The sequence below is a fragment of the Streptomyces sp. NPDC053431 genome (assembly GCF_044544925.1).
GTDB lineage: Bacteria > Actinomycetota > Actinomycetes > Streptomycetales > Streptomycetaceae > Streptomyces.
Genome location: NZ_JBITXX010000008.1, coordinates 264849 through 282372 on the forward strand (window position 1 = coordinate 264849; position 17524 = coordinate 282372).

Consider the following 17524-nt stretch of genomic DNA (forward strand, 5'->3'; position numbering starts at 1 on the left):
AGAGGGGGAGCCGGGTACGTTCTCCCCGGGACCGCTCCGTCACCACCCAGCGCACCGCCACCAGCCAGCACGACCGGAGGGAGCACCACGTGCCCACACAGCCCCTGTCGCAGAAGGAGATCGAGGACCGTCTGCGGGAGCTCCCCGGCTGGACCCTCGACGGCGACCGCATCACCCGGACGTACGAGCTCGCCGACCACTTTGCCGCGACCGCGCTCGTCGTCCACGTCGCCCAGATCCAGCAGGAGCTCGACCACCACAGCGATCTGACGCTCGGTTACAACAGCGTCGCCCTGTCTGTGAACACCCACACCGCCGGCGGCGTCACCGAGAAGGACTTCGGTCTCGCCGAGCGCGTGGAGGCGGTGGCGCCCGGCCACGGGGCGCGCTGACCCCCCGCGTACGATCCCCGCATGGGGGAGCACACGGGGACGATCCTCGACTACGAGGCCGAGGCCGCACGCTACGACGAGACCCGCGGCGGGGTGCCGCGGGCGCGGGCGGCGGCCGAGGCCGTGCTGCGGCTCGTGCCGCCGGGCGCCCGCACCCTGCTCGACCTCGCCTGCGGCACCGGCCTCGTCACCGAACGCCTCACCCGGCCCGGGCTCGCCGTGTACGGCGCCGACGCCGCCCAGGCGATGCTGCGCACGGCCGCCGGCCGGCTCCCCGGCCGGGTCGTGCGCGCGGACGCCCGCCGGCTGCCGCTGCCGGACGGCGCCGTCGACGCGGTCAGCGCGGTCTGGCTGCTGCACCTCGTCCCGTTCGCCGCGGACGTGGTGGCCGAGGCGGCCCGGGTGCTGCGCCCCGGCGGCGTCTTCGTCACCACCGTCGACAAGGACGCCGCCCACGATGTCGGCAGCGACATCGACGCCGTGCTCCGCCCGCACCGGGCCCCCGACGCGGGCTCCGACCGGGTCGGCCTCGTCACCGCGTACGCCGCCGCCCACGGCCTCACCCCGGCGCCCGGCACCGGCTTCACCGGCCACGGCCAGGGCAGCACACCGCGCGGCACGGCCGAGAAGCTGCGCCGCGGCCACTACGCGTCCTGGTTCCACGGCACCCCCGTGACCGTGGAGACCCTCGCCCGGGCCCTCGCCGCCCTCCCGGACCAGGACCGCCCCCGCGCCGATCCCGCGTACCGGCTCGCCTGCTACGTCAAGGGCGCCGCCCGCGGTTGAACGGCGTCACCCGGGCGACCGCCCACCGGCGCCGCTCAGGCGTCCACGCCCGTGGTGCCGGAGCTGAGCGTGTCCGCGAGGTAGGCGTCGAGGTCGGGGGCGTCCGCGGCGAGCATGTGCCGTACCCAGGCGCCCCGTTCGTGGCCGAACGGCGCCAACTCCCAGACGCAGCCGATCCAGTTGCGCGCGCCCGGCTCGATCCGTACGAAGTGGGTGGGGTCCAGGTCCGGACAGTCGAGGGCCGGCTGGCCCGCCGCCGCGCAGCCGAAGTGGATCACGTTGTCCCAGGCCCAGCTGTAGACGTTGAGGTACGCACCGCTGTCACCGCCGCGGTGCAGCACGGCGAAGCTCGCCGGCGGGGTGCCGTCCGGCTCCGGAAGGAGCTCGGGGAGGACGGCGTACGCCGCCTTCTCCACCTCGGGTTCGATGCCCGCCGGGTCGGCGGTGACGTGGTAGCGCTTGACGTGCCGGCCGGCGATCACGACCGGCTCCAGGACGAAGAGGTGCTTCTCTGCGAAAGCCATGGCTGGACTCTAGGAGGACTTCACTGACACCTTGTGTCAGTGAAGTCCAGCCGACTCCTGTCGATCCTCCTGCTGCTGCAGACCCGCGGCCGGATGACCGCCGCCCAGCTCGCCGAGGAGCTGGAGGTCTCCGTCCGCACCGTCTATCGGTACGTCGAGTCGCTGCACGCCGCCGGTGTGCCGCTCTACGGGGAGGCCGGGCATCGCGGCGGCTACCAGCTGCTCGCCGGCCACCGCTCCCGCCTCACCGATCTGTGCGTACAGGAGGCCGAGGCCCTGGTGCTCGCCGGACTGCCGGTCGCCGCCGCCGAACTCGGGCTCGGCGCGCACTTCGCCGACGCCCAGCTGAAGCTGCGGGCCGCGCTGCCGGCGCCGCTGCGGGACCACGTGGACCGGCTCCAGGCCCGCTTCCACATCGACACGCCCGGCTGGTACGCGGAGTGCACCGAGGCCCCGTTCCTTCCGGCGGTCGCCGACGCCGTCCGCGGCGGACACGTCCTGGCCGTCCGCTACCGGCGCTGGAAGGAGCCCACCGACGTCGACAGGCGCCTGGAGCCGTACGGCCTGGTGCTCAAGGCGGGCCGCTGGTACCTGGTCGCCGGGCCCGGACCGCGCACCTACCGGGTCGACCAGATCCTCGACCTCACGGTGACCGACGAGGAGGCCGTCGTCCCGGACGGCTTCGACCTGGCGGCCCACTGGCGGGCGGCCCAGGACGACTTCCACGCCCGGCTGTACCAGGGCGAGGCCCTGGTACGGATCTCCCCGCGCGGCGCCGCCCGGCTCGGCGGCGCGGCCGCCCGGGCCGTCGCCGAGCACGGCACCGAGGACCCCGACGGCTGGATCCGGGTCGCCCTGCCCGTCGAAGGGCCCGAGCACGCCCACGACAGCCTGCTCGGCCTCGGCGCGGAGGTGGAGGTCCTCGCGCCGGACGACCTCCGCGAGCGGATCGCCGCCACCGTCCGGACCCTGGCCGCGCGCTACGCCTGAGCGGGGGCCGTGGCCGGTGCCGCGGAGGGGCCCCGGGCCGGGGCCGGGTCCTGAGCCGGGGCCGGGCCCTGAGCCGGCACCGGGTTCTGAGCCTGGGCCGGGCTCGCCGTCGGGGCCGGGCCCGCCGTCGGGGCCGGGCCGAACGCCCGGTCCGCGTAGGCCGTGAAGTCGCGTGGCGCGCGGCCGAGGACCCGCTTCACGCCGTCCGTCACCGGGGTGTTGTGCCCGTCGAGAAGCATCGCGAACAAGGCCGCGAGGCCCGCCGCCTCGGGCTCCGGCATGCCGAACCCGACCAGCATCCCGGCGAATTCGCCCTCCTCCATCGGCACGTACGCGATCTCCCGCCCCGAGGCCCGCGACAGCTCGGCCGCCACCTCGGCGAAGGTCAGCGCCCGGGGCCCGGTCACCTCGTGCACGAGGCCCGCGTGCCCGTCCTCGACCAGCGTCGCCACGACGACCTCCGCCAGGTCGTCCACGTCGACGAACGGCTCCGCCGTGTCCCCGGCCGGGAAGGCGATCGCCCCGGCCGCGACGCCCTCCGCGAGCAGCCCCTCGTCGAAGTTCTGCGCGAAGAACGAGGCCCGCACCACGGTGAGTTCGGCCCCGCAGGCGCGCAGCGCCTCCTCCGCCCGGACCGCCGCCGGCTCGCCCCGCCCGGAGAGCAGGGTGAGCCGCCGCACCCCGCGCGCCGCCGCGAGCTCGCCGAAGGTCCGCATCGCCTCCTCGGCGCCCGGCGCGGCCAGGTCGGGGTGGTAGGAGACGTACGCGGCGTCCGCGCCGTCCAGGGCGGGGCCCCAGGTGGCCGGGTCCTCCCAGTCGAAGCGGGTCGGGCCGCCGCGGGAGCCGGCCAGGACCCGTGCGCCGCGCTCCTCCAGGACGCGGGCCACCCGGCGCCCGGTCTTGCCGGTGGCGCTCGTGACCAGAACCGTCCGCGCGCCGCTCGTCCGCGTGTTGTCCGTCCGTGTGTCGTTCGTGTGCGTCGTCATGGCTCAAGACTCGTCGTCCCGGGCCGGAGTTCCCATGCTCCACCGGCTCACCCGCATACGCCTCCGTCTACGCTGGCCGCCATGGACGCACTCGCCGGCCTCCTCGACGGGCCCCGCGCCAAGGGCGCCTTCATCCTGCGCATGGTCATGGCCCCGCCCTGGTCCGTACGGATCGCGGACGAGGCCCCGCTCTGCCTGATGTGCGTCACCGGCGGCGAGGCCTGGATCGTGCCCGACGGCGACGGGGCGCCGGTCCTGCTGCGGCCCGGTGACATCGCGATCGCCCGCGGCCCCGAGCCGTACACCGTCGCCCACGCCGCCGACGCCCCGCCCACGGCCGTCATCGGCCCGGGCGGCCACTGCTCGACGCTCGGCGGCGAACCGCTGGCGGAGTCGATGAGCCTGGGCGTACGGACCTGGGGCAACGCCCCCGACGGCGGCACGACCGTCCTCGTGGGCACCTACCTGCTGGCCGGCGAGGTGAGCCGGCGGCTGCTGGACGCCCTGCCGGGCCTGCTCCACCTGCCGGCCGAGGTGTGGGACTGCCCGCTGATGCCGTTCCTGGACGAGGAGATATCCCGCGACGAGCCCGGCCAGAGCGTGGTGCTCGACCGGCTGCTCGACCTGCTCCTGATCGCCGCCGTCCGGGCCTGGTTCTCCCGGCCCGGGGCCGCCGCCCCGGCCTGGTACCGGGCCATGGGCGACCCGGTCGTCGGGCGGGCGCTGCGGCTCATGGAGAACGACCCGGCCCACCCCTGGACGGTCGCCTCCCTGGCGGACAAGGCGGGCGTCTCGCGGGCCGCGCTGGCCCGGCGCTTCACCGACCTCGTGGGGGAGCCCCCGATGGCGTACCTCACCGGCTGGCGGATCGCGCGCGCCGCCGACCTGCTGCGGCAGACCGACGCCACCGTCGAGTCCGTCGCCCGCCAGGTCGGGTACAGCAGTGCCTTCGCGCTCAGCGCCGCCTTCAAGCGGGTCCGCGGGATCAGTCCGCAGCAGCACCGGGGGACCTGACATTCTTCGCACGCCTGCGCGAGACCGGTCGGGCGTGTGTGCGAGACTTGCCGGTTCGGCAAGTTCGTTCGCGGATCCCGCGGGTACGGGCGCACGCTGTCCTCATGAGCACTATCGAGCGCCACGGCCCTCAGCACGGCCACGACCACCAGCATGGTCACCAAGCCCACCACGACCGCGCCCACCTCGACTGGGTCGAGCTGGCCCCCCTGCTCACGCGGCAGGCGGAGACCCAGAGCCCCCTCTACGCCGAGGTCGCCGCCTGGCTCGCCCTCCTCGCCCCCGCGGCCTCGGTGCGCCGGGTCCTGGACATCGGCAGCGGACCGGGCGTCGTCACCGCCCTGCTCGCGGAGGCCTTCCCCGGGGCCGAGGTCGTCGCCGTGGACGCGAGCCCGGAGCTGCTCGCCCTCGCCCAGGAGCGGGCCGACGCCCGCGGGCTCGGCAGCCGGGTGAGCACCCTGAAGGCCGAACTCCCGGCTGACTTCGCCGCGTTGGGCACCGCGGACCTGATCTGGGCCAGCCATTCGCTGCACCACATCGGCGACCAGCGCGCCGCCCTGGCGTCCTTCGCCGAGGTGCTGAACCCCGGCGGTGTCATCGCCCTGGCCGAGGGCGGCCTCCCCGCCCGGCACCTGCCGTGGAACGCGGGCGTCGGCCGGCCCGGCCTGGAGGCCCGGCTCGACGCGGCGAGCGCCGACTGGTTCGGCGAGATGCGGGCCGCGCTCCCCGACTCCAAGGAGGAGATCGACGACTGGGCCGGCCTGCTCGCCGACGCCGGACTCACGCCCAGCGGCACCCGGAGCTTCCTCTCCGACCTCCCCGCGCCGCTGCCCGACGCGGTGCGCGAGCAGGTCGTCGCCCACTACGAGCGGCAGCGGGCCGGCCTGGCCGACTGCCTCGCGGACGACGACCGCGCCGCCCTCGACCGGCTGCTGGACCCGGCCGACCCGCTGTCCCTGCACCGCCGGCCGGACGTGTTCCTGCTGGCCGCCCGCACGGTGCACACCGCCCGCCGGCCCGCCTGACACCCGGGCGCCGCCCCCGGCTCAGGACACCGGCTCCCACCGCCGTCACGGTGACGGGGAGCCGGTGCCCGCCCAGGGGCACACGTCCGCACCGCCCTCCGCGGGTCAGGCGCCGACGTTGAACTCGCCCGGGTTCGGGCCCAGTCGGCGGCCCTCGTCGAGCGCGGTGATCGCCGCGAGGTCCTCGGCGTCCAGCTCGAAGTCGAAGACGTCGATGTTCTCCCGGATCCGGGACGGGGTCACCGACTTCGGGATCACCACGTTCCCCACCTGGAGGTGCCAGCGCAGCGCCACCTGGGCCGGGCTGCGGTCGTGCTTCTGCGCGATCGCCACCAGCGCCGGGACCTCCAGCAGGCCCCGGCCCTGGCCGAGCGGCGACCAGGCCTCGGTCGCGATGCCGTGCTTCGCGTGCGCCGCGCGGGACTCCGTCTGCTGGAGCTGCGGGTGCAGCTCGATCTGGTTGACCGCGGGCACGACCGAGGTCTCGCCGATCAGCCGCTCCAGGTGCTCGGGCAGGAAGTTGGACACGCCGATCGCCCGGGCCCGGCCGTCGGCAAGGATCTTCTCGAAGGCCCGGTAGGTGTCGACGTACGCGTCCTTCGCCGGGACCGGCCAGTGGATCAGGTACAGGTCGACGTGGTCGAGGCCCAGCTTCGCCAGCGAGGCGTCGAAGGCCCGCAGGGTGGAGTCGTAGCCCTGCTCGCTGTTCCACAGCTTCGTCGTGACGAAGAGCTCCTCGCGGGGGAGCCCCGAGGCGGCGAGCGCCTTGCCGGTGCCAGTCTCGTTCTCGTAGATCGCGGCGGTGTCGATGGAGCGGTAGCCCGCCTCCAGGGCCGTGGCGACGGCACTCTCGGCCTCGTCGTCCGGGACCTGCCAGACACCGAAGCCGAGCTGCGGCATCCGCACGCCGTTGTTGAGGGTGAGGAAGGGGACCTTGTTGTCCGTGCTCACGAGGGGTCGTTCCTAACGTCGTCGGTTCACTCCGTCCAGCGTCAACGATCAACGGCCGGATCGCATTCCGCCGGGCCGGAGACGCTACCGGCCGAGCCCAGATACGCGGCCCGCACCCGCGGATCCGCCCGGACGGCCTCCGCCGGGCCCTCGGCGAGCACCCGCCCCAGGTCCAGCACGACCACGCGGGCGCACAGCTCCATCACGAAGGAGACGTGGTGCTCGACGAGGAGCACCGCGCAGCCCTCCTCCTCGGCCACCCGCCGCACCACGGCGGCCAGCCGGCCGCGCTCCTCCGCCGACATGCCGGACGCGGGCTCGTCGAGCAGCAGCAGCCGCGGCGGATCGGCGAGCGCCCGGGCCAGCTCCGCCATCCGGGCCTGCCCGACCGGCAGCACGCCCGCGTACGTCCCCGCGAGCCGTTCCAGCCCGCACACGCGCAGCAGCTCGGCGGCCCGCGCGCGGCGCGCGGCGACGGGGCCGCGGCGCCACTCCTGAGCGACGACGAGATTGTCCTCGACGGTCAACTGTCCGAACAGCTGCTGCCGTTGGAAGGTCCGCCGCACCCCGTGCCGGGCCCGCCAGACCGGCGAACGGCGCGTGATGTCGACCCCGTCGAGCAGCACCCGCCCGCGGTCAGGCCGCCGTATCCCGGACAACACGTCGAAGAGCGTCGTCTTCCCGGCCCCGTTGGGCCCGATGAGCCCGCAGACCTCCCCACCGCGGACCGTGACGGCCACGTCGTCCAGCGCGCGGACCCCGCCGAAGCGCACCCCGACCCCGGTCGCCTCCAGCAGCGCCGTCATGACCGCACCCCCATCCCGAGATAGGCGTCGGCGAGCCGCTCGACGTCCGCCTCGGCGCGCGCCCCGGACCACACGATCCGCCCCTCGGCCAGATACGCGACGGTGTCCGCGATCCCCAGCGCCTCGGCCGCCTTCTCCTCCACCAGCAGCAGCGCCGTCCCCCGCTCGCGGAGCTCGCTCAGTACCGCGAACACCTCGTCGACCACCCGGGGTGCGAGCCCGAGCGACGGCTCGTCGGCGATCAGCACGCCGGGCGGCCGCTGCAGCAGCGGCGCGAGCGCCAGCAGTTGCTGTTCGCCTCCCGACAGCGCCCCCGCGGAGACGCCCCGCCGCGCCGCGAGTGCGGGAAAGCGCGCGTACACCTGCTCCCGCTCCTCCCCTTCGCCCAGGTGCAGGGCGAGGTTCTCCTCGACGGACAGCCCGGCGAAGATCCCCCGCCCCTCGGGGGCCAGCCGCACCCCCCGCCGTGCCCGCCCCACGACGGAGTCCCCCCGCGCCCCCGCCCCGCCGACCCGGACGTCCCCGTCCCGCACCCGCAGCAACCCGCCGGCCACCCGGCACAGGGTGGACTTCCCGGCCCCGTTGGCCCCCAGCACGGCCAGGATCTCGCCGCGCCGCACCACGAGGTCGACGCCGTGCAGCACGTCCGCACCGGCCCCGTACCCGACCCGGACGCCGGTGAACTCCAGGGCGACGGGGCCCGCCGAGGTGTCCGCGTTCCCGGGGCCGCCGGCCACCTCGGGGGTCGGGGGCCTCGCCTCCGGCCGTGGGAAGGGGCGAGGCGGGGGAGCGGACGGCGCCGGGCGGCCGGCCCGGCGGCCCGCCCACCGGGCCGGGATCGCCGCCACGTAGCCGTCGGGGTCGTTCGCCAGCGCCAGGCCCGCGAGACCGAAGAGGACGACCGGGAGGTGGGCCGAGTCGGTCACGTACGTGGCGAGGAGGTGCGGGGCGACCGCGAAGACGAGGCCGGCGACGACCGCGTACTGGGGCCGGCGCACACCCGCGGCGACGACCACCGCCAGCCACACCAGGCCCGCCATGGCAGGGAAGTCCGTCGCCGTGACCCGCGTGTTGTACGAGGCGTAGAGGACGCCGCCGAAGCCCGCCACGCCCGCCGACAGCGTGAAGACCAGGAGTTTCGTACGGACCACCGAGACGCCCGACGCCGCCGCGGCGGCCGGGGCCGAGCGGACCGCGAGCATCGCGCGGCCCCGCCGCGAGCCCCGCAGACGGCTCAGCGCCGCCACGCCCGCCGCGCACAGGACGACCAGCGCCACGCCCATGGCGCGGTCGTCGGAGAGGTCGAGCGGGCCGACGACGGGGCGGGGGATCTCCCAGCCGGTGTCGCCGTTGCGCAGGTCGCCGAACTGGAAGAGCACCTGGTCGGCGAGGAAGGCGAGCGCGAGGGTCGCCAGCGCGAGCGACCGCCCGCCGAGCCGCAGCGCGGGCAGCGCGACCACGGCGCCGAGCAGCGCCGCCACGGCCGAACCGGCGAGCGTCGCCGCGAAGAACGGCCAGCCGTGGCTCATCAGCAGCCCGGCCACCAGTGCCGCGCCGGTCACGAAGGTCGCTTGGGCGAGGGAGACCATCGCGCCGAGCCCCGTGACCACGGAGAAGGAGAGGAAGACCAGACCGATCGCCAGGCCCTGGGCGAGGATGCCGCTCCAGAACGGGGTCGTGACCGTGTAGAAGGCGACGGCGAGCAGCGCCGCCGCCACCGCCCACGGCCCCCACCGGCGCACCGGGCCGAGCCCGGCCGGCCGGTCGTCCGGCGGGGGATCGGCGGCCGCGGTGCCCGCGACCCGCTCCCGCCGGGCGAGCAGCACCAGACCGGCGAAGAGGATGAGGAAGGGGACCGCCGTGCGCAGCCCGGTGACGCTCTCCGCGAAGCCCGCGTAGCCGGCGACGAGGTTCTGGACGACGCCGAGCCCGAGCCCGCCCGCGAAGGCCTGCGGCACCGAGGTGAAGCGGCCGAGGACCGCGGCCGTCGCGGAGACGAAGAGGAACAGCGTGTAGTCGTGGGCCGAGAGGCCGAGGAGCGGGGTGGCGAGGACGCCGGCGACACCGGCGAGCGCCGAGGACAGCATCCACGCGAGGGAGGACAGCCGGTCGGCGTCCACGCCCCGCAGCTCGGCGAGCGAGCGGTTGTCGACGGCGGCCCGCAGCCGCAGCCCGAGCCGGGTGTGCCGGAGCAGCACCCACAGGCCGGCGGCGACGGCCGCCGTCACCAGCCAGGTGATCAGCTGGTCCGAGTCGATGCCGACGCCGTCGATCCCGAGCGCCTCGAACGGCTGCCAGGAGACCGCCGGGCTCGGCCCGACCCCCGGCAGTCCGAACTGGTTCTCGGCCGGTACGACCGGCGCCCCGGCCCGTTCCAGGAGCTCCACGGCCCACAGGCCCGCGGCCGGCAGCGCGACGAGCAGCCCGATGGTCGCCGTGATCTGCGCGGTCGCGCCGACCCGGGCCAGCTTGCGGAACATCAGCCGGTCGAGCCCCCAGCCGAGCCCGGGGGCGACGACCAGGACGAGCAGCAGCGCGGTGGGGACGGCGGGCCAGCCGAAGCCGGAGTGGAGCTCGTGGAAGGCGAGCGCGCACAGGTACGCGGTGGCGCCGTGCGCGAAGTTGAACACCCCGGAGGCGGCGGAGGACAGGACGAGGCCGGTGGCGAGCAGCGCGTACAGCGCGCCCGAGACCAGACCGCTCAGGCCGAAGGCCAGCAGGTCGCCCACGGATCCGCGCCCCTACCGGAAGGGGATCGGCGGGTAGCAGCGGAACGGCACGGCCACCTCGTAGCGCCCGCCGGTGAGCCGGACGAGGGCGCCGCAGCCGAAGCTCTCCTTCCGGCCCCTGGGCTCCGACCGGTCGCCGACGAGGGTGCCGGTGTCGGAGAATCCGTCGGCCGCCTTCTGGAAGGACTCGACGGTGAGGTCCTTGCCGGCCTTGGCGGCGAGGGAGAGGAAGAGGTCGGCGCTCATGTAGCCGGTCATCATGTGCATGTTCAGGGGGACGTCCCTGCCCGCCGTCTTCCTGATGTCCGCCTTGAACTGCCGCATCGCCGGGCTGTCCGCCTCGAACGGCTGGAACTGCAGCAGGACGACCACGCCGTCGAGGGCCTGCCGGGTGGCGTCCTTGGCGAGCAGCCCGGGGTCGTAGTCGGTGGGGTCGGAGAGCACGCCCCGGTAGCCGGCCCGCTTGAGGGCGGTGAACAGGCCGATGTTGTACGGGGTCTGCATGACGGACACGACGGCGTCGGGGGCCTTGCCGCCGGGGCCGGAGCGGAGGATCTCCTTGGTGTAGGCGGACCAGTCGTTCGGCAGCGAGCCGGCGGGTACGGCGGCCTTGGCGTAGGCGACGTCGAATCCGGCGGCCTTGAAGCCCTGGGTGAAGGTGCGGATGCCGAACTTGCCGGCGTCGTTGTCGCCGGCGATCAGCGCCACCGACCGGCCCCGGGCGCCGCCGAGGACCGTGGCGAGGCCTTCGGGCCAGGTCTGGTTGAGGGTGCCGCCGGGGGTGGGGACGAGGCAGCCGTTGAAGCCGTAGAGGTGCTTCGGCCCGCAGAAGGACGGGAGGGTGCCCCAGCCGACGGTGGGCACGGCCTGGGAGTCGAGGAAGTCGGCGCCCGCGAAGGTCACCGAGCTCATGGGCGCGACGGCGAAGACCTGGTCCTGCTGGACGAGCTTGCGGGCCGCGGCGAGATTGCGCGCCGGGTCCTGGCCGTCGTCCTCGGCGCCGAGGTACTCGATGCGGCGCCCGTTGATTCCGCCTTCGGCGTTGGCCCGGTCGTAGCGGGCCCTGGCGCCGAGGTCGGTGTCCTTCTTGGAGTAGCCGCTGGCGCTCGTCATGGAGACGATGCCGCCGACCTTGACCGTGTCGGCGGTCACTCCGCGTACGGTTTTGCCGGAGCCGTTCGGCTTGGGCGAAGTTCCGCCGGTGGAGGCGGAGTTGCAGGCGGTGGCGAGGAGCAGGGCCGCCGCCGCGGCGGCGAGGGTGCGGAGCGTTCTGGGCACGGCGGTCATCCCTCCGTCGGGTGACCGCATTCTGTGAGCGAGCTGATGAACCGTCAATAACTGATACAACGTCAATTGATGACGCGTCAGATGGCTGGCGGGCCCCCTGGATCAGCGGTACAGCGCCTCGACCTCGGCCGCGTACGCCTGCTCGATCGCCTTCCGCTTCAGCTTCAGGGACGGGGTGAGGAGCCCGTGCTCCTCGCTGAACGGATGCGCCAGGATCCGGAAGGTGCGGATCGACTCCGCCTGCGAGACCCGCACGTTGGCCGCCACCACGGCCCGCCGGATCTCCGCCTCCAGGTCCGGATCGCGCACCAGTTCGGCCGGCGGCAGCGGCGGCCGGTTCTGCATCGAGAGCCAGTGGTCCACGGATTCCTGGTCGAGCGTCACCAGCGCCGCGATGTAAGGGCGGTCGTTGCCGACCACGATGCACTGCGCCACCAGCGGATGCGCCCGCACCTGCTCCTCCAGGCCGGCCGGCGACACGCTCTTGCCGCCGGACGTCACCAGGATCTCCTTCTTCCGCCCGGTGATCGTCAGATAGCCGTCCTCGTCGAGCACCCCGAGGTCCCCGGTCGCCAGCCAGCCGTCGTTGAGGACGGCGCCCGTCGCCCGCGGATTGTTGAGGTACCCGGAGAAGACATGGCCGCCGTGCAGCCACACCTCCCCGTCCTCCGCGATGTGCACCGTCGTGCCCGGCACGGGCTGGCCCACCGTGCCGTACTTGGTGCGCTCCGGAGGATTCGCCGTCGCCGCCGCAGAGGACTCCGTCAGGCCGTACCCCTCGAAGATCGTCACACCCGCGCCCTCGAAGAAGAGCCCGAGCCGCCGGTCCATGCCGGAACCGCCCGACATCGCGTGCCGCACCCGTCCGCCGAGCGCCTCGCGCACCTTCCCGTACACCGTCTTCTCGAAGAACTGGTGCTGCATCCGCAGCCCCGCGGAAGGTCCCGGCCCGATCCCGAAGGCCTTGTGCTCCAGGGCCTCCGCGTAGCGGACCGCCACGTCCACGGCCTTGTCGAACGGCCCCCGCCTCCCCTCCGACTCGGCCCGGCGCCGGGCGGCGTTGAAGACCTTCTCGAAGATGTACGGCACGGCCAGCACGAAGCTCGGCCGGAAGGCCTGCAGGTCCGGCAGCAGCTCCGAGGCGGCGAGCACCGGCTGGTGCCCCAGCTTCACCGCGCCCCGGACGGCGGCCACCTCCACCATCCGCCCGAAGACGTGCGCGAGCGGCAGGAACAGCAGCGTCGACGCCTCGTCGCCGGGCCGGGAATGGAAGACCGGCTCCCACCGCCCGATCAGCATGTCCGTCTCGAACATGAAGTTCGCGTGGGTGATCACACAGCCCTTGGGGCGGCCCGTGGTGCCCGAGGTGTAGATCACCGTCGCCACCGACTCGGGCGTCACCGCCTTGCGGTGCCGCTGCACCACGTCCTCGTCGATGTCCACGCCCGCCGCCATCAGCTCGCCGACCGCACCCGCGTCCAGCTGCCACAGCCGCTGCAGCCGCGGCAGCCGGTCGATCACCGAGCCGATCGTCATCGCGTGGTCCTCGTGCTCCACCACGCAGGCCGTCACCTCGGCGTCGTGCAGCATCCACAGCACCTGCTCGGCCGAGGACGTGGGATAGACCGGCACCGACTGGGCGCCGAGCGCCCACAGCGCGAAGTCGAAGAGCGTCCACTCGTAGCGGGTTCGCGCCATGATCGCGACCCGGTCGCCGAACCGCACGCCCTCCGCGATCAGGCCCTTCGCGAGCGCCAGGACCTCGTCCCGGAACTCGGCGGCGGTCACGTCCCGCCACTGCCCCTCGGCGTCCTTGCGGCCCAGCGCCACCCGCTCCGGATCCCGCTCGGCATGGTCGAACACGGCGTCCGCCAGACCGCCGACCTGAGGCGCCGCCTCGACGGGCGGCACGGTGAACTCGCGCACTGACCTGCTCCCTCGCCCGCTCGATGTCGCATTCCGTACGGCGCGGGTGAACCTACCCCACGGCGCGATGCGGCGGGAGGGCCTTCACCAAGCCGCGACCTTGCGCGTATCCACAGGTCAGCGGCCGGAAACCGGACAAGTGAACGCTTCGGCGGGCCCGCTGCCTAACCGGCGGTAAGCCCTGGTGGCCGGAATCTCCACGGAATCTGTACGACGCGCTCACCGCGACCCCCCGCCGAGAGCGCCGACGGCGCTCTCACCAGGGGTGCGGGGGATGTACGCCAGAGGGCGACGGCGGGCCCGGCCTGCGGCCGGCGGGCGGAGGGTCCTCGGCGGGTGCCGGACGGCGAGCACCGGCTTCGCTCCGGCCCTGCGTGTACTCGCACGCCGCTCAGCGGGGGGCGGTGGAGGCGGTCGCCGCTCAGCGGGGCCGGTGGAGGCGGTCGCCGCCCGCCAGGATCGCCGTGGCCAGGGCGTCCGCCGCGTCCTGGGTCGCCCCGCGCCGTCGCCCCTTGCGCAACACGAAGTCGACCGCGCCCAGCTCGGGCAGCCCGGCCCTGGCCGGGAGCTCGACGAGGCCGGGCGGCAGCAGCCCGCGGGTGTGCGCCATCACGCCGAGTCCGGCCCGGGCCGCCGCCACGTTCGCGCTCAGGCTGGAGCTCGTGCACGCGATCCGCCACGGCCGGCCCTGCGCCTGCAGCGCCTCCAGGGCGCGGGCCCGCGTGATGCCGGGCGGCGGGAAGACGATCAGCGGCACCGGGCGGTCCGGATCGAGCCGCAGCCGCGGCGAACCGATCCACACCAGTACGTCCTGCCACACCAGCTCCCCGCCGCCGTCCCCCTCCTCCCCGCCGCGCCGCTTGGCCAGGATCAGATCGAGCCGGCCCGCCTCCAGGCGGCTCTGGAGCGTGCCGGACAGCTCGACCGTGAGCTCCAGGTCGACCTCCGGGTGCTCGCGCCGGAAGGCCTCCAGGATCTCCGGCAGCCGGGTCGTCACGAAGTCCTCGGACGCGCCGAAGCGCAGCCGCCCGCGCAGGCGCGTGCCGGTGAAGAAGGCCGCGGCCCGCTCGTGCGCCTCCAGGATCGTCCGGGCGAAGCCGAGCATCGCCTCGCCGTCCTCGGTCAGCTCCACGCCGTGCGTGTCCCGCACGAAGAGCGGCCGCCCGGTCGCCTCCTCCAGGCGCCGTACGTGCTGGCTGACCGTGGACTGGCGCAACCCGAGCCGCCGGGCCGCCTGCGTGAAGCTCAGGGTCTGCGCGACCGCGAGGAAGGTCCGCAGCTGGCTCGGCTCGTACACGCTGGCGCTCACGACCGCGACGTTATCGCGATTCGTGATGACAGTCAGTGCGCTGTGCGGGATTCCCGATCGCGGGGGCGTCCACCAGGATGGACGTATGAGCTCCCGTACGCCCCCCGGGCCCCGCAGGCCCCTTCTGCCGTCCTGGCTGCCCGTCGACCCGTACATCCTGGCGCTGCTCGGCACGGTCGGCCTCGCCGCGCTGCTGCCCGCCTCCGGGGCGGCGGCGACGGTCGCGAGCGGTGCCTCGACCGGGGCGGTGGCGCTGCTCTTCTTCCTCTACGGCGCCCGGCTCTCCACGCGTGAGGCGCTGGACGGCCTGAGGCACTGGCGGCTCCACGGCACCGTGCTGGCCTGCACCTTCGTGATCTTCCCGCTGCTCGGGCTGGCCGCGAGAGGACTCGTCCCGACGGTCCTCACCCCCGACCTCTACAGCGGATTCCTCTTCCTGTGCCTGGTGCCGTCCACGATCCAGTCGTCGATCGCCTTCACCTCGATCGCCCGCGGCAACGTGCCCGCCGCGATCTGCGCCGGTTCCTTCTCCTCCCTCGCCGGCATGGTGGTCACCCCGCTGCTCGCCGCGTTCCTGCTCGGCAGCAGCGCGGGCGGGTTCTCCGCCGACTCCGCCGTCAAGATCGTGCTGCAGCTGCTGGTGCCGTTCCTGGCGGGGCAGCTCCTGCGCCGGTGGGTCGGGGGCTTCCTCGTCCGGCACAAGAAGGTGCTGGGGTACGTCGACCGGGGCTCGATCCTGCTCGTGGTCTACACGGCCTTCAGCGAGGGAATGAACCGGGGCGTCTGGCACCTGGTGACCCCGGCCCGGCTCGGTCTGCTGCTCGTGGTGGAGGCGGTGCTGCTCGCGGTGATGCTGACGCTGACCTGGTACGGCGCGGGGCGGCTCGGCTTCGGCCGGGAGGACCGGATCGCGATCCAGTTCGCGGGCTCCAAGAAGAGCCTGGCCGCGGGGCTGCCGATGGCGAGCGTCCTCTTCGGCGCGCACGCCTCGCTCGCCGTGCTGCCGCTGATGCTCTTCCACCAGATGCAGCTCATGGTCTGCGCGGTCATCGCCAGGCGCCGGGCCCGCGACCCGGAGGCGGCGGTCGAGCCGGTGGCCCAGACTGCTGCCGCAGCCGCAGTCGCCGCAGCCACCCCAGCCGCCTCAGCCGCCCCGGACGCCCCGACCGCCCCCGTCGTAACGGGACCAGGACGACCTTCCCCCGGTTCTCCCGCCGCTCGATGATCGCGTGGGCCTCGGCCGCCTCCGCCAGCGGCACGCGCGCGTGGATCACGGGCCGCAGCCGGCCGGACGCGTGCAGGGCCCACAGTTCGTCGCGCCAGGCCGCGTACTCGGCCGGCCGGCTCCGTACCAGGTGGGCCATCTGGAAGCCGATCACCGACTTGGCGCCGGCCAACAGGTCGTAGGCCTGGACGGTGCCGCCGCCCGAGCTGTACGCGACGAGCCGGCCGCCCGGCGCGAGCGCGGCCACGGCGCGGGGAAGCAGGTCACCGCCCACGGCGTCCAGGACGACGTCGACCGGCTCGCCCCAGGACTCCTGGTCGTACGTGACGACCTCGTCGGCGCCGAGTCCGCGCAGGAACGCGGCCTTGTCCGCGCAGCCCGCCGCGGCCACCACCCGGCCGGCGCCGAGCAGCTTCGCGAGCGGCACGGCGAGCTGGCCCACGCCGCTGGCCGCCGCCGTGACCAGGACGGACTCCCCGGAGCGGATCCGGCCGGCGTCCAGGGCCCCCCGGGCCACCAGACCGCTGCGGACCAGGGACACGGCGTCCTCCGCGCTCGCCCCGTCCGGCACGGCGGAGGTTGTCGCGGTGTGGAGCAGGGCGTGGTCGGCGTAGCCGTGCCCGAAGCAGATCCCCGTGACGCGGTCGCCGACCGCGAAGCCCGATCCGGCGGTCTCCGGGCCCAGTGCCTCCACGACCCCGGCCAGCTCGCCGCCGAGCGGCTGAGGTCCGTCGCCGCCCCGCACGCGCCGAACCCCGGCGAGGCTCACGCCGACCGCCTCGACCCGGACGAGGAGCTCGCCGGAGCCGGGCTCCGGGACGGGCGCGTCCTCGACGAAGAGGACCTCGGGACCGCCGTTCACCGTATGACGCACCCGCCGCATGGGCGACACCTCCAGGAGTCGAGTGAGGGGAGAGGGTGAGGGGTGGGGACCCGGCCCGGAAGGCGCCGTCCGACACTGCCGGCAGGATCATTGGGGCCCCCAACGATTAGTCACCTTAGAGCGGGCATCGTGGGGAAGTCCAACGGTTTCTCGTGATGCGGCGTAGACTCCGGCCATGGCCGCCGACACCCCGCCCGCCCCCCGCGCCATCGCCGACCTGCCCAGTTGGCTCCTCGGCCGCGCCGCCGCCCGGGGCCGCGGACTCGTCGCCGCCGCCCTCGCCGAAGAGGGGCTTCGCATGTGGCACCACGCCGTCCTCGCGGCCGTCGCCGAGCGAGGCCCCGTCGCCCAGGCCGCCCTCGGCCGCAGCCTCGCCATCGACCCCAAGGACATGGTCGGCGTCCTCAACGACCTCCAGGCAGGCGGTCTCGTCAGCCGCGAACCCGATCCCACGGACCGGCGCAAGAACGCCATCACCGTCACCCCCGACGGCCGCCACCTCCTCGACCGCTGCCGGCGCCTCGCCGACCGCGCCAACGACGAACTCCTCGCGCCCCTCGACCCCGCCGAGCGCACCCGGTTCCTGGCCCTGCTGCGCCGCGTCGCCTTCGAGCCGGACGTGACGGGTACGGAGGCCGGGCCGGACTCCGTTGGCGGGATCACATCCCCGACCGCCCCGCGGTGATCATCG

Annotated in this window: 15 protein-coding genes and 1 pseudogene; 7 read left to right on the forward strand and 9 right to left on the reverse strand. The window is 74.6% G+C overall.

Annotation, left to right across the window (positions count from 1 at the left end; genetic code table 11):
• Nucleotides 1–89 precede the first annotated feature (89 nt).
• Together ACIGXE_RS21100 and ACIGXE_RS21105 are read left to right on the forward strand one after the other, a co-directional pair.
• Complete coding sequence (locus ACIGXE_RS21100) at nucleotides 90–392, forward strand: 4a-hydroxytetrahydrobiopterin dehydratase (RefSeq protein WP_399749510.1); 303 nt, start codon at nucleotides 90–92, stop codon at nucleotides 390–392.
• A gap of 42 nt (nucleotides 393–434) precedes the next feature.
• Nucleotides 435–1178: a class I SAM-dependent methyltransferase gene (locus tag ACIGXE_RS21105; RefSeq protein ID WP_399749674.1), complete on the forward strand. Its 744-nt coding sequence runs from the start codon at nucleotides 435–437 to the stop codon at nucleotides 1176–1178.
• Between the two features lie 35 nt (nucleotides 1179–1213).
• On the opposite strand, the gene ACIGXE_RS21110 is transcribed toward ACIGXE_RS21105, so the two are convergent.
• Nucleotides 1214–1702 carry a hypothetical protein gene (locus ACIGXE_RS21110; protein WP_399749512.1) on the reverse strand — a complete coding sequence of 163 codons (489 nt, stop codon included), beginning with the start codon at nucleotides 1700–1702 and terminating at the stop codon, nucleotides 1214–1216.
• A gap of 39 nt (nucleotides 1703–1741) precedes the next feature.
• Here ACIGXE_RS21110 and ACIGXE_RS21115 point away from each other — a divergent pair, with 39 nt between their 5' ends.
• A complete protein-coding gene (locus ACIGXE_RS21115) occupies nucleotides 1742–2692 on the forward strand; it encodes a helix-turn-helix transcriptional regulator (RefSeq protein WP_399749514.1) in 951 nt (316 codons plus the stop codon).
• Here the strand turns inward: ACIGXE_RS21115 and ACIGXE_RS21120 are convergent.
• Nucleotides 2683–3678 carry an NmrA family NAD(P)-binding protein gene (locus tag ACIGXE_RS21120; protein ID WP_399749516.1) on the reverse strand — a complete coding sequence of 332 codons (996 nt, stop codon included), beginning with the start codon at nucleotides 3676–3678 and terminating at the stop codon, nucleotides 2683–2685. The genes ACIGXE_RS21115 and ACIGXE_RS21120 overlap by 10 nt on opposite strands.
• A gap of 81 nt (nucleotides 3679–3759) precedes the next feature.
• Between ACIGXE_RS21120 and ACIGXE_RS21125 the strand changes: the two genes are divergently transcribed.
• Nucleotides 3760–4692: a cupin domain-containing protein gene (locus tag ACIGXE_RS21125; RefSeq protein WP_399749518.1), complete on the forward strand. Its 933-nt coding sequence runs from the start codon at nucleotides 3760–3762 to the stop codon at nucleotides 4690–4692.
• A gap of 104 nt (nucleotides 4693–4796) precedes the next feature.
• Entirely contained in the window at nucleotides 4797–5717 is a 921-nt protein-coding gene (locus ACIGXE_RS21130) for a class I SAM-dependent methyltransferase (RefSeq protein ID WP_399749520.1), read from the forward strand.
• 105 nt (nucleotides 5718–5822) lie between these two features.
• Here ACIGXE_RS21130 and ACIGXE_RS21135 read toward each other — a convergent pair whose 3' ends face one another.
• The 6 genes from ACIGXE_RS21135 to ACIGXE_RS21160 all read right to left on the reverse strand — a co-directional run bounded on the left by ACIGXE_RS21135 (nucleotide 5823) and on the right by ACIGXE_RS21160 (nucleotide 14713).
• Entirely contained in the window at nucleotides 5823–6617 is a 795-nt protein-coding gene (locus tag ACIGXE_RS21135) for an aldo/keto reductase (RefSeq protein ID WP_399749676.1), read from the reverse strand.
• A gap of 92 nt (nucleotides 6618–6709) precedes the next feature.
• Nucleotides 6710–7474: an ABC transporter ATP-binding protein gene (locus ACIGXE_RS21140; RefSeq protein WP_399749522.1), complete on the reverse strand. Its 765-nt coding sequence runs from the start codon at nucleotides 7472–7474 to the stop codon at nucleotides 6710–6712.
• Entirely contained in the window at nucleotides 7471–10203 is a 2733-nt protein-coding gene (locus tag ACIGXE_RS21145) for an ATP-binding cassette domain-containing protein (protein ID WP_399749524.1), read from the reverse strand. Before ACIGXE_RS21145 ends, ACIGXE_RS21140 begins: the two co-directional genes overlap by 4 nt.
• A 12-nt stretch (nucleotides 10204–10215) precedes the next feature.
• Nucleotides 10216–11481, reverse strand: coding sequence for an ABC transporter substrate-binding protein (locus tag ACIGXE_RS21150; RefSeq protein WP_399749526.1), 1266 nt, complete (start codon nucleotides 11479–11481; stop codon nucleotides 10216–10218).
• 111 nt (nucleotides 11482–11592) lie between these two features.
• Nucleotides 11593–13416, reverse strand: coding sequence for an AMP-dependent synthetase/ligase (locus tag ACIGXE_RS21155; RefSeq protein WP_399749528.1), 1824 nt, complete (start codon nucleotides 13414–13416; stop codon nucleotides 11593–11595).
• A gap of 421 nt (nucleotides 13417–13837) precedes the next feature.
• On the reverse strand, nucleotides 13838–14713 hold the full coding sequence (locus ACIGXE_RS21160) for a LysR substrate-binding domain-containing protein (protein ID WP_399749678.1): 876 nt from the start codon (nucleotides 14711–14713) through the stop codon (nucleotides 13838–13840).
• A 97-nt stretch (nucleotides 14714–14810) separates the two neighbouring features.
• Between ACIGXE_RS21160 and ACIGXE_RS21165 the strand changes: the two genes are divergently transcribed.
• Entirely contained in the window at nucleotides 14811–15950 is a 1140-nt protein-coding gene (locus tag ACIGXE_RS21165) for a bile acid:sodium symporter family protein (RefSeq protein ID WP_399749530.1), read from the forward strand.
• Here ACIGXE_RS21165 and ACIGXE_RS21170 read toward each other — a convergent pair.
• Nucleotides 15907–16833, reverse strand: a pseudogene (locus ACIGXE_RS21170) (zinc-binding alcohol dehydrogenase family protein); the annotation flags it as partial. The gene ACIGXE_RS21165 and the pseudogene ACIGXE_RS21170 overlap by 44 nt on opposite strands.
• 175 nt (nucleotides 16834–17008) lie before the next feature.
• Between ACIGXE_RS21170 and ACIGXE_RS21175 the strand changes: the two are divergent.
• Complete coding sequence (locus ACIGXE_RS21175) at nucleotides 17009–17518, forward strand: MarR family winged helix-turn-helix transcriptional regulator (RefSeq protein WP_399749532.1); 510 nt, start codon at nucleotides 17009–17011, stop codon at nucleotides 17516–17518.
• Nucleotides 17519–17524: the final 6 nt, after the last annotated feature.

Excerpts from the sequence above, each read along its gene's own strand:
- ACIGXE_RS21110 (WP_399749512.1), bottom strand. The coding sequence starts at position 1,702 with ATGGCTTTCGCAGAGAAGCACCTCTTCGTCCTGGAGCCGGTCGTGATC.
- ACIGXE_RS21120 (WP_399749516.1), bottom strand. The coding sequence starts at position 3,678 with ATGACGACGCACACGAACGACACACGGACGGACAACACGCGGACGAGC.
- ACIGXE_RS21125 (WP_399749518.1), top strand. The coding sequence starts at position 3,760 with ATGGACGCACTCGCCGGCCTCCTCGACGGGCCCCGCGCCAAGGGCGCC.
- ACIGXE_RS21130 (WP_399749520.1), top strand. The coding sequence starts at position 4,797 with ATGAGCACTATCGAGCGCCACGGCCCTCAGCACGGCCACGACCACCAG.
- ACIGXE_RS21135 (WP_399749676.1), bottom strand. The coding sequence starts at position 6,617 with ATGCCGCAGCTCGGCTTCGGTGTCTGGCAGGTCCCGGACGACGAGGCC.
- ACIGXE_RS21140 (WP_399749522.1), bottom strand. The coding sequence starts at position 7,474 with ATGACGGCGCTGCTGGAGGCGACCGGGGTCGGGGTGCGCTTCGGCGGG.
- ACIGXE_RS21165 (WP_399749530.1), top strand. The coding sequence starts at position 14,811 with ATGAGCTCCCGTACGCCCCCCGGGCCCCGCAGGCCCCTTCTGCCGTCC.
- ACIGXE_RS21175 (WP_399749532.1), top strand. The coding sequence starts at position 17,009 with ATGGCCGCCGACACCCCGCCCGCCCCCCGCGCCATCGCCGACCTGCCC.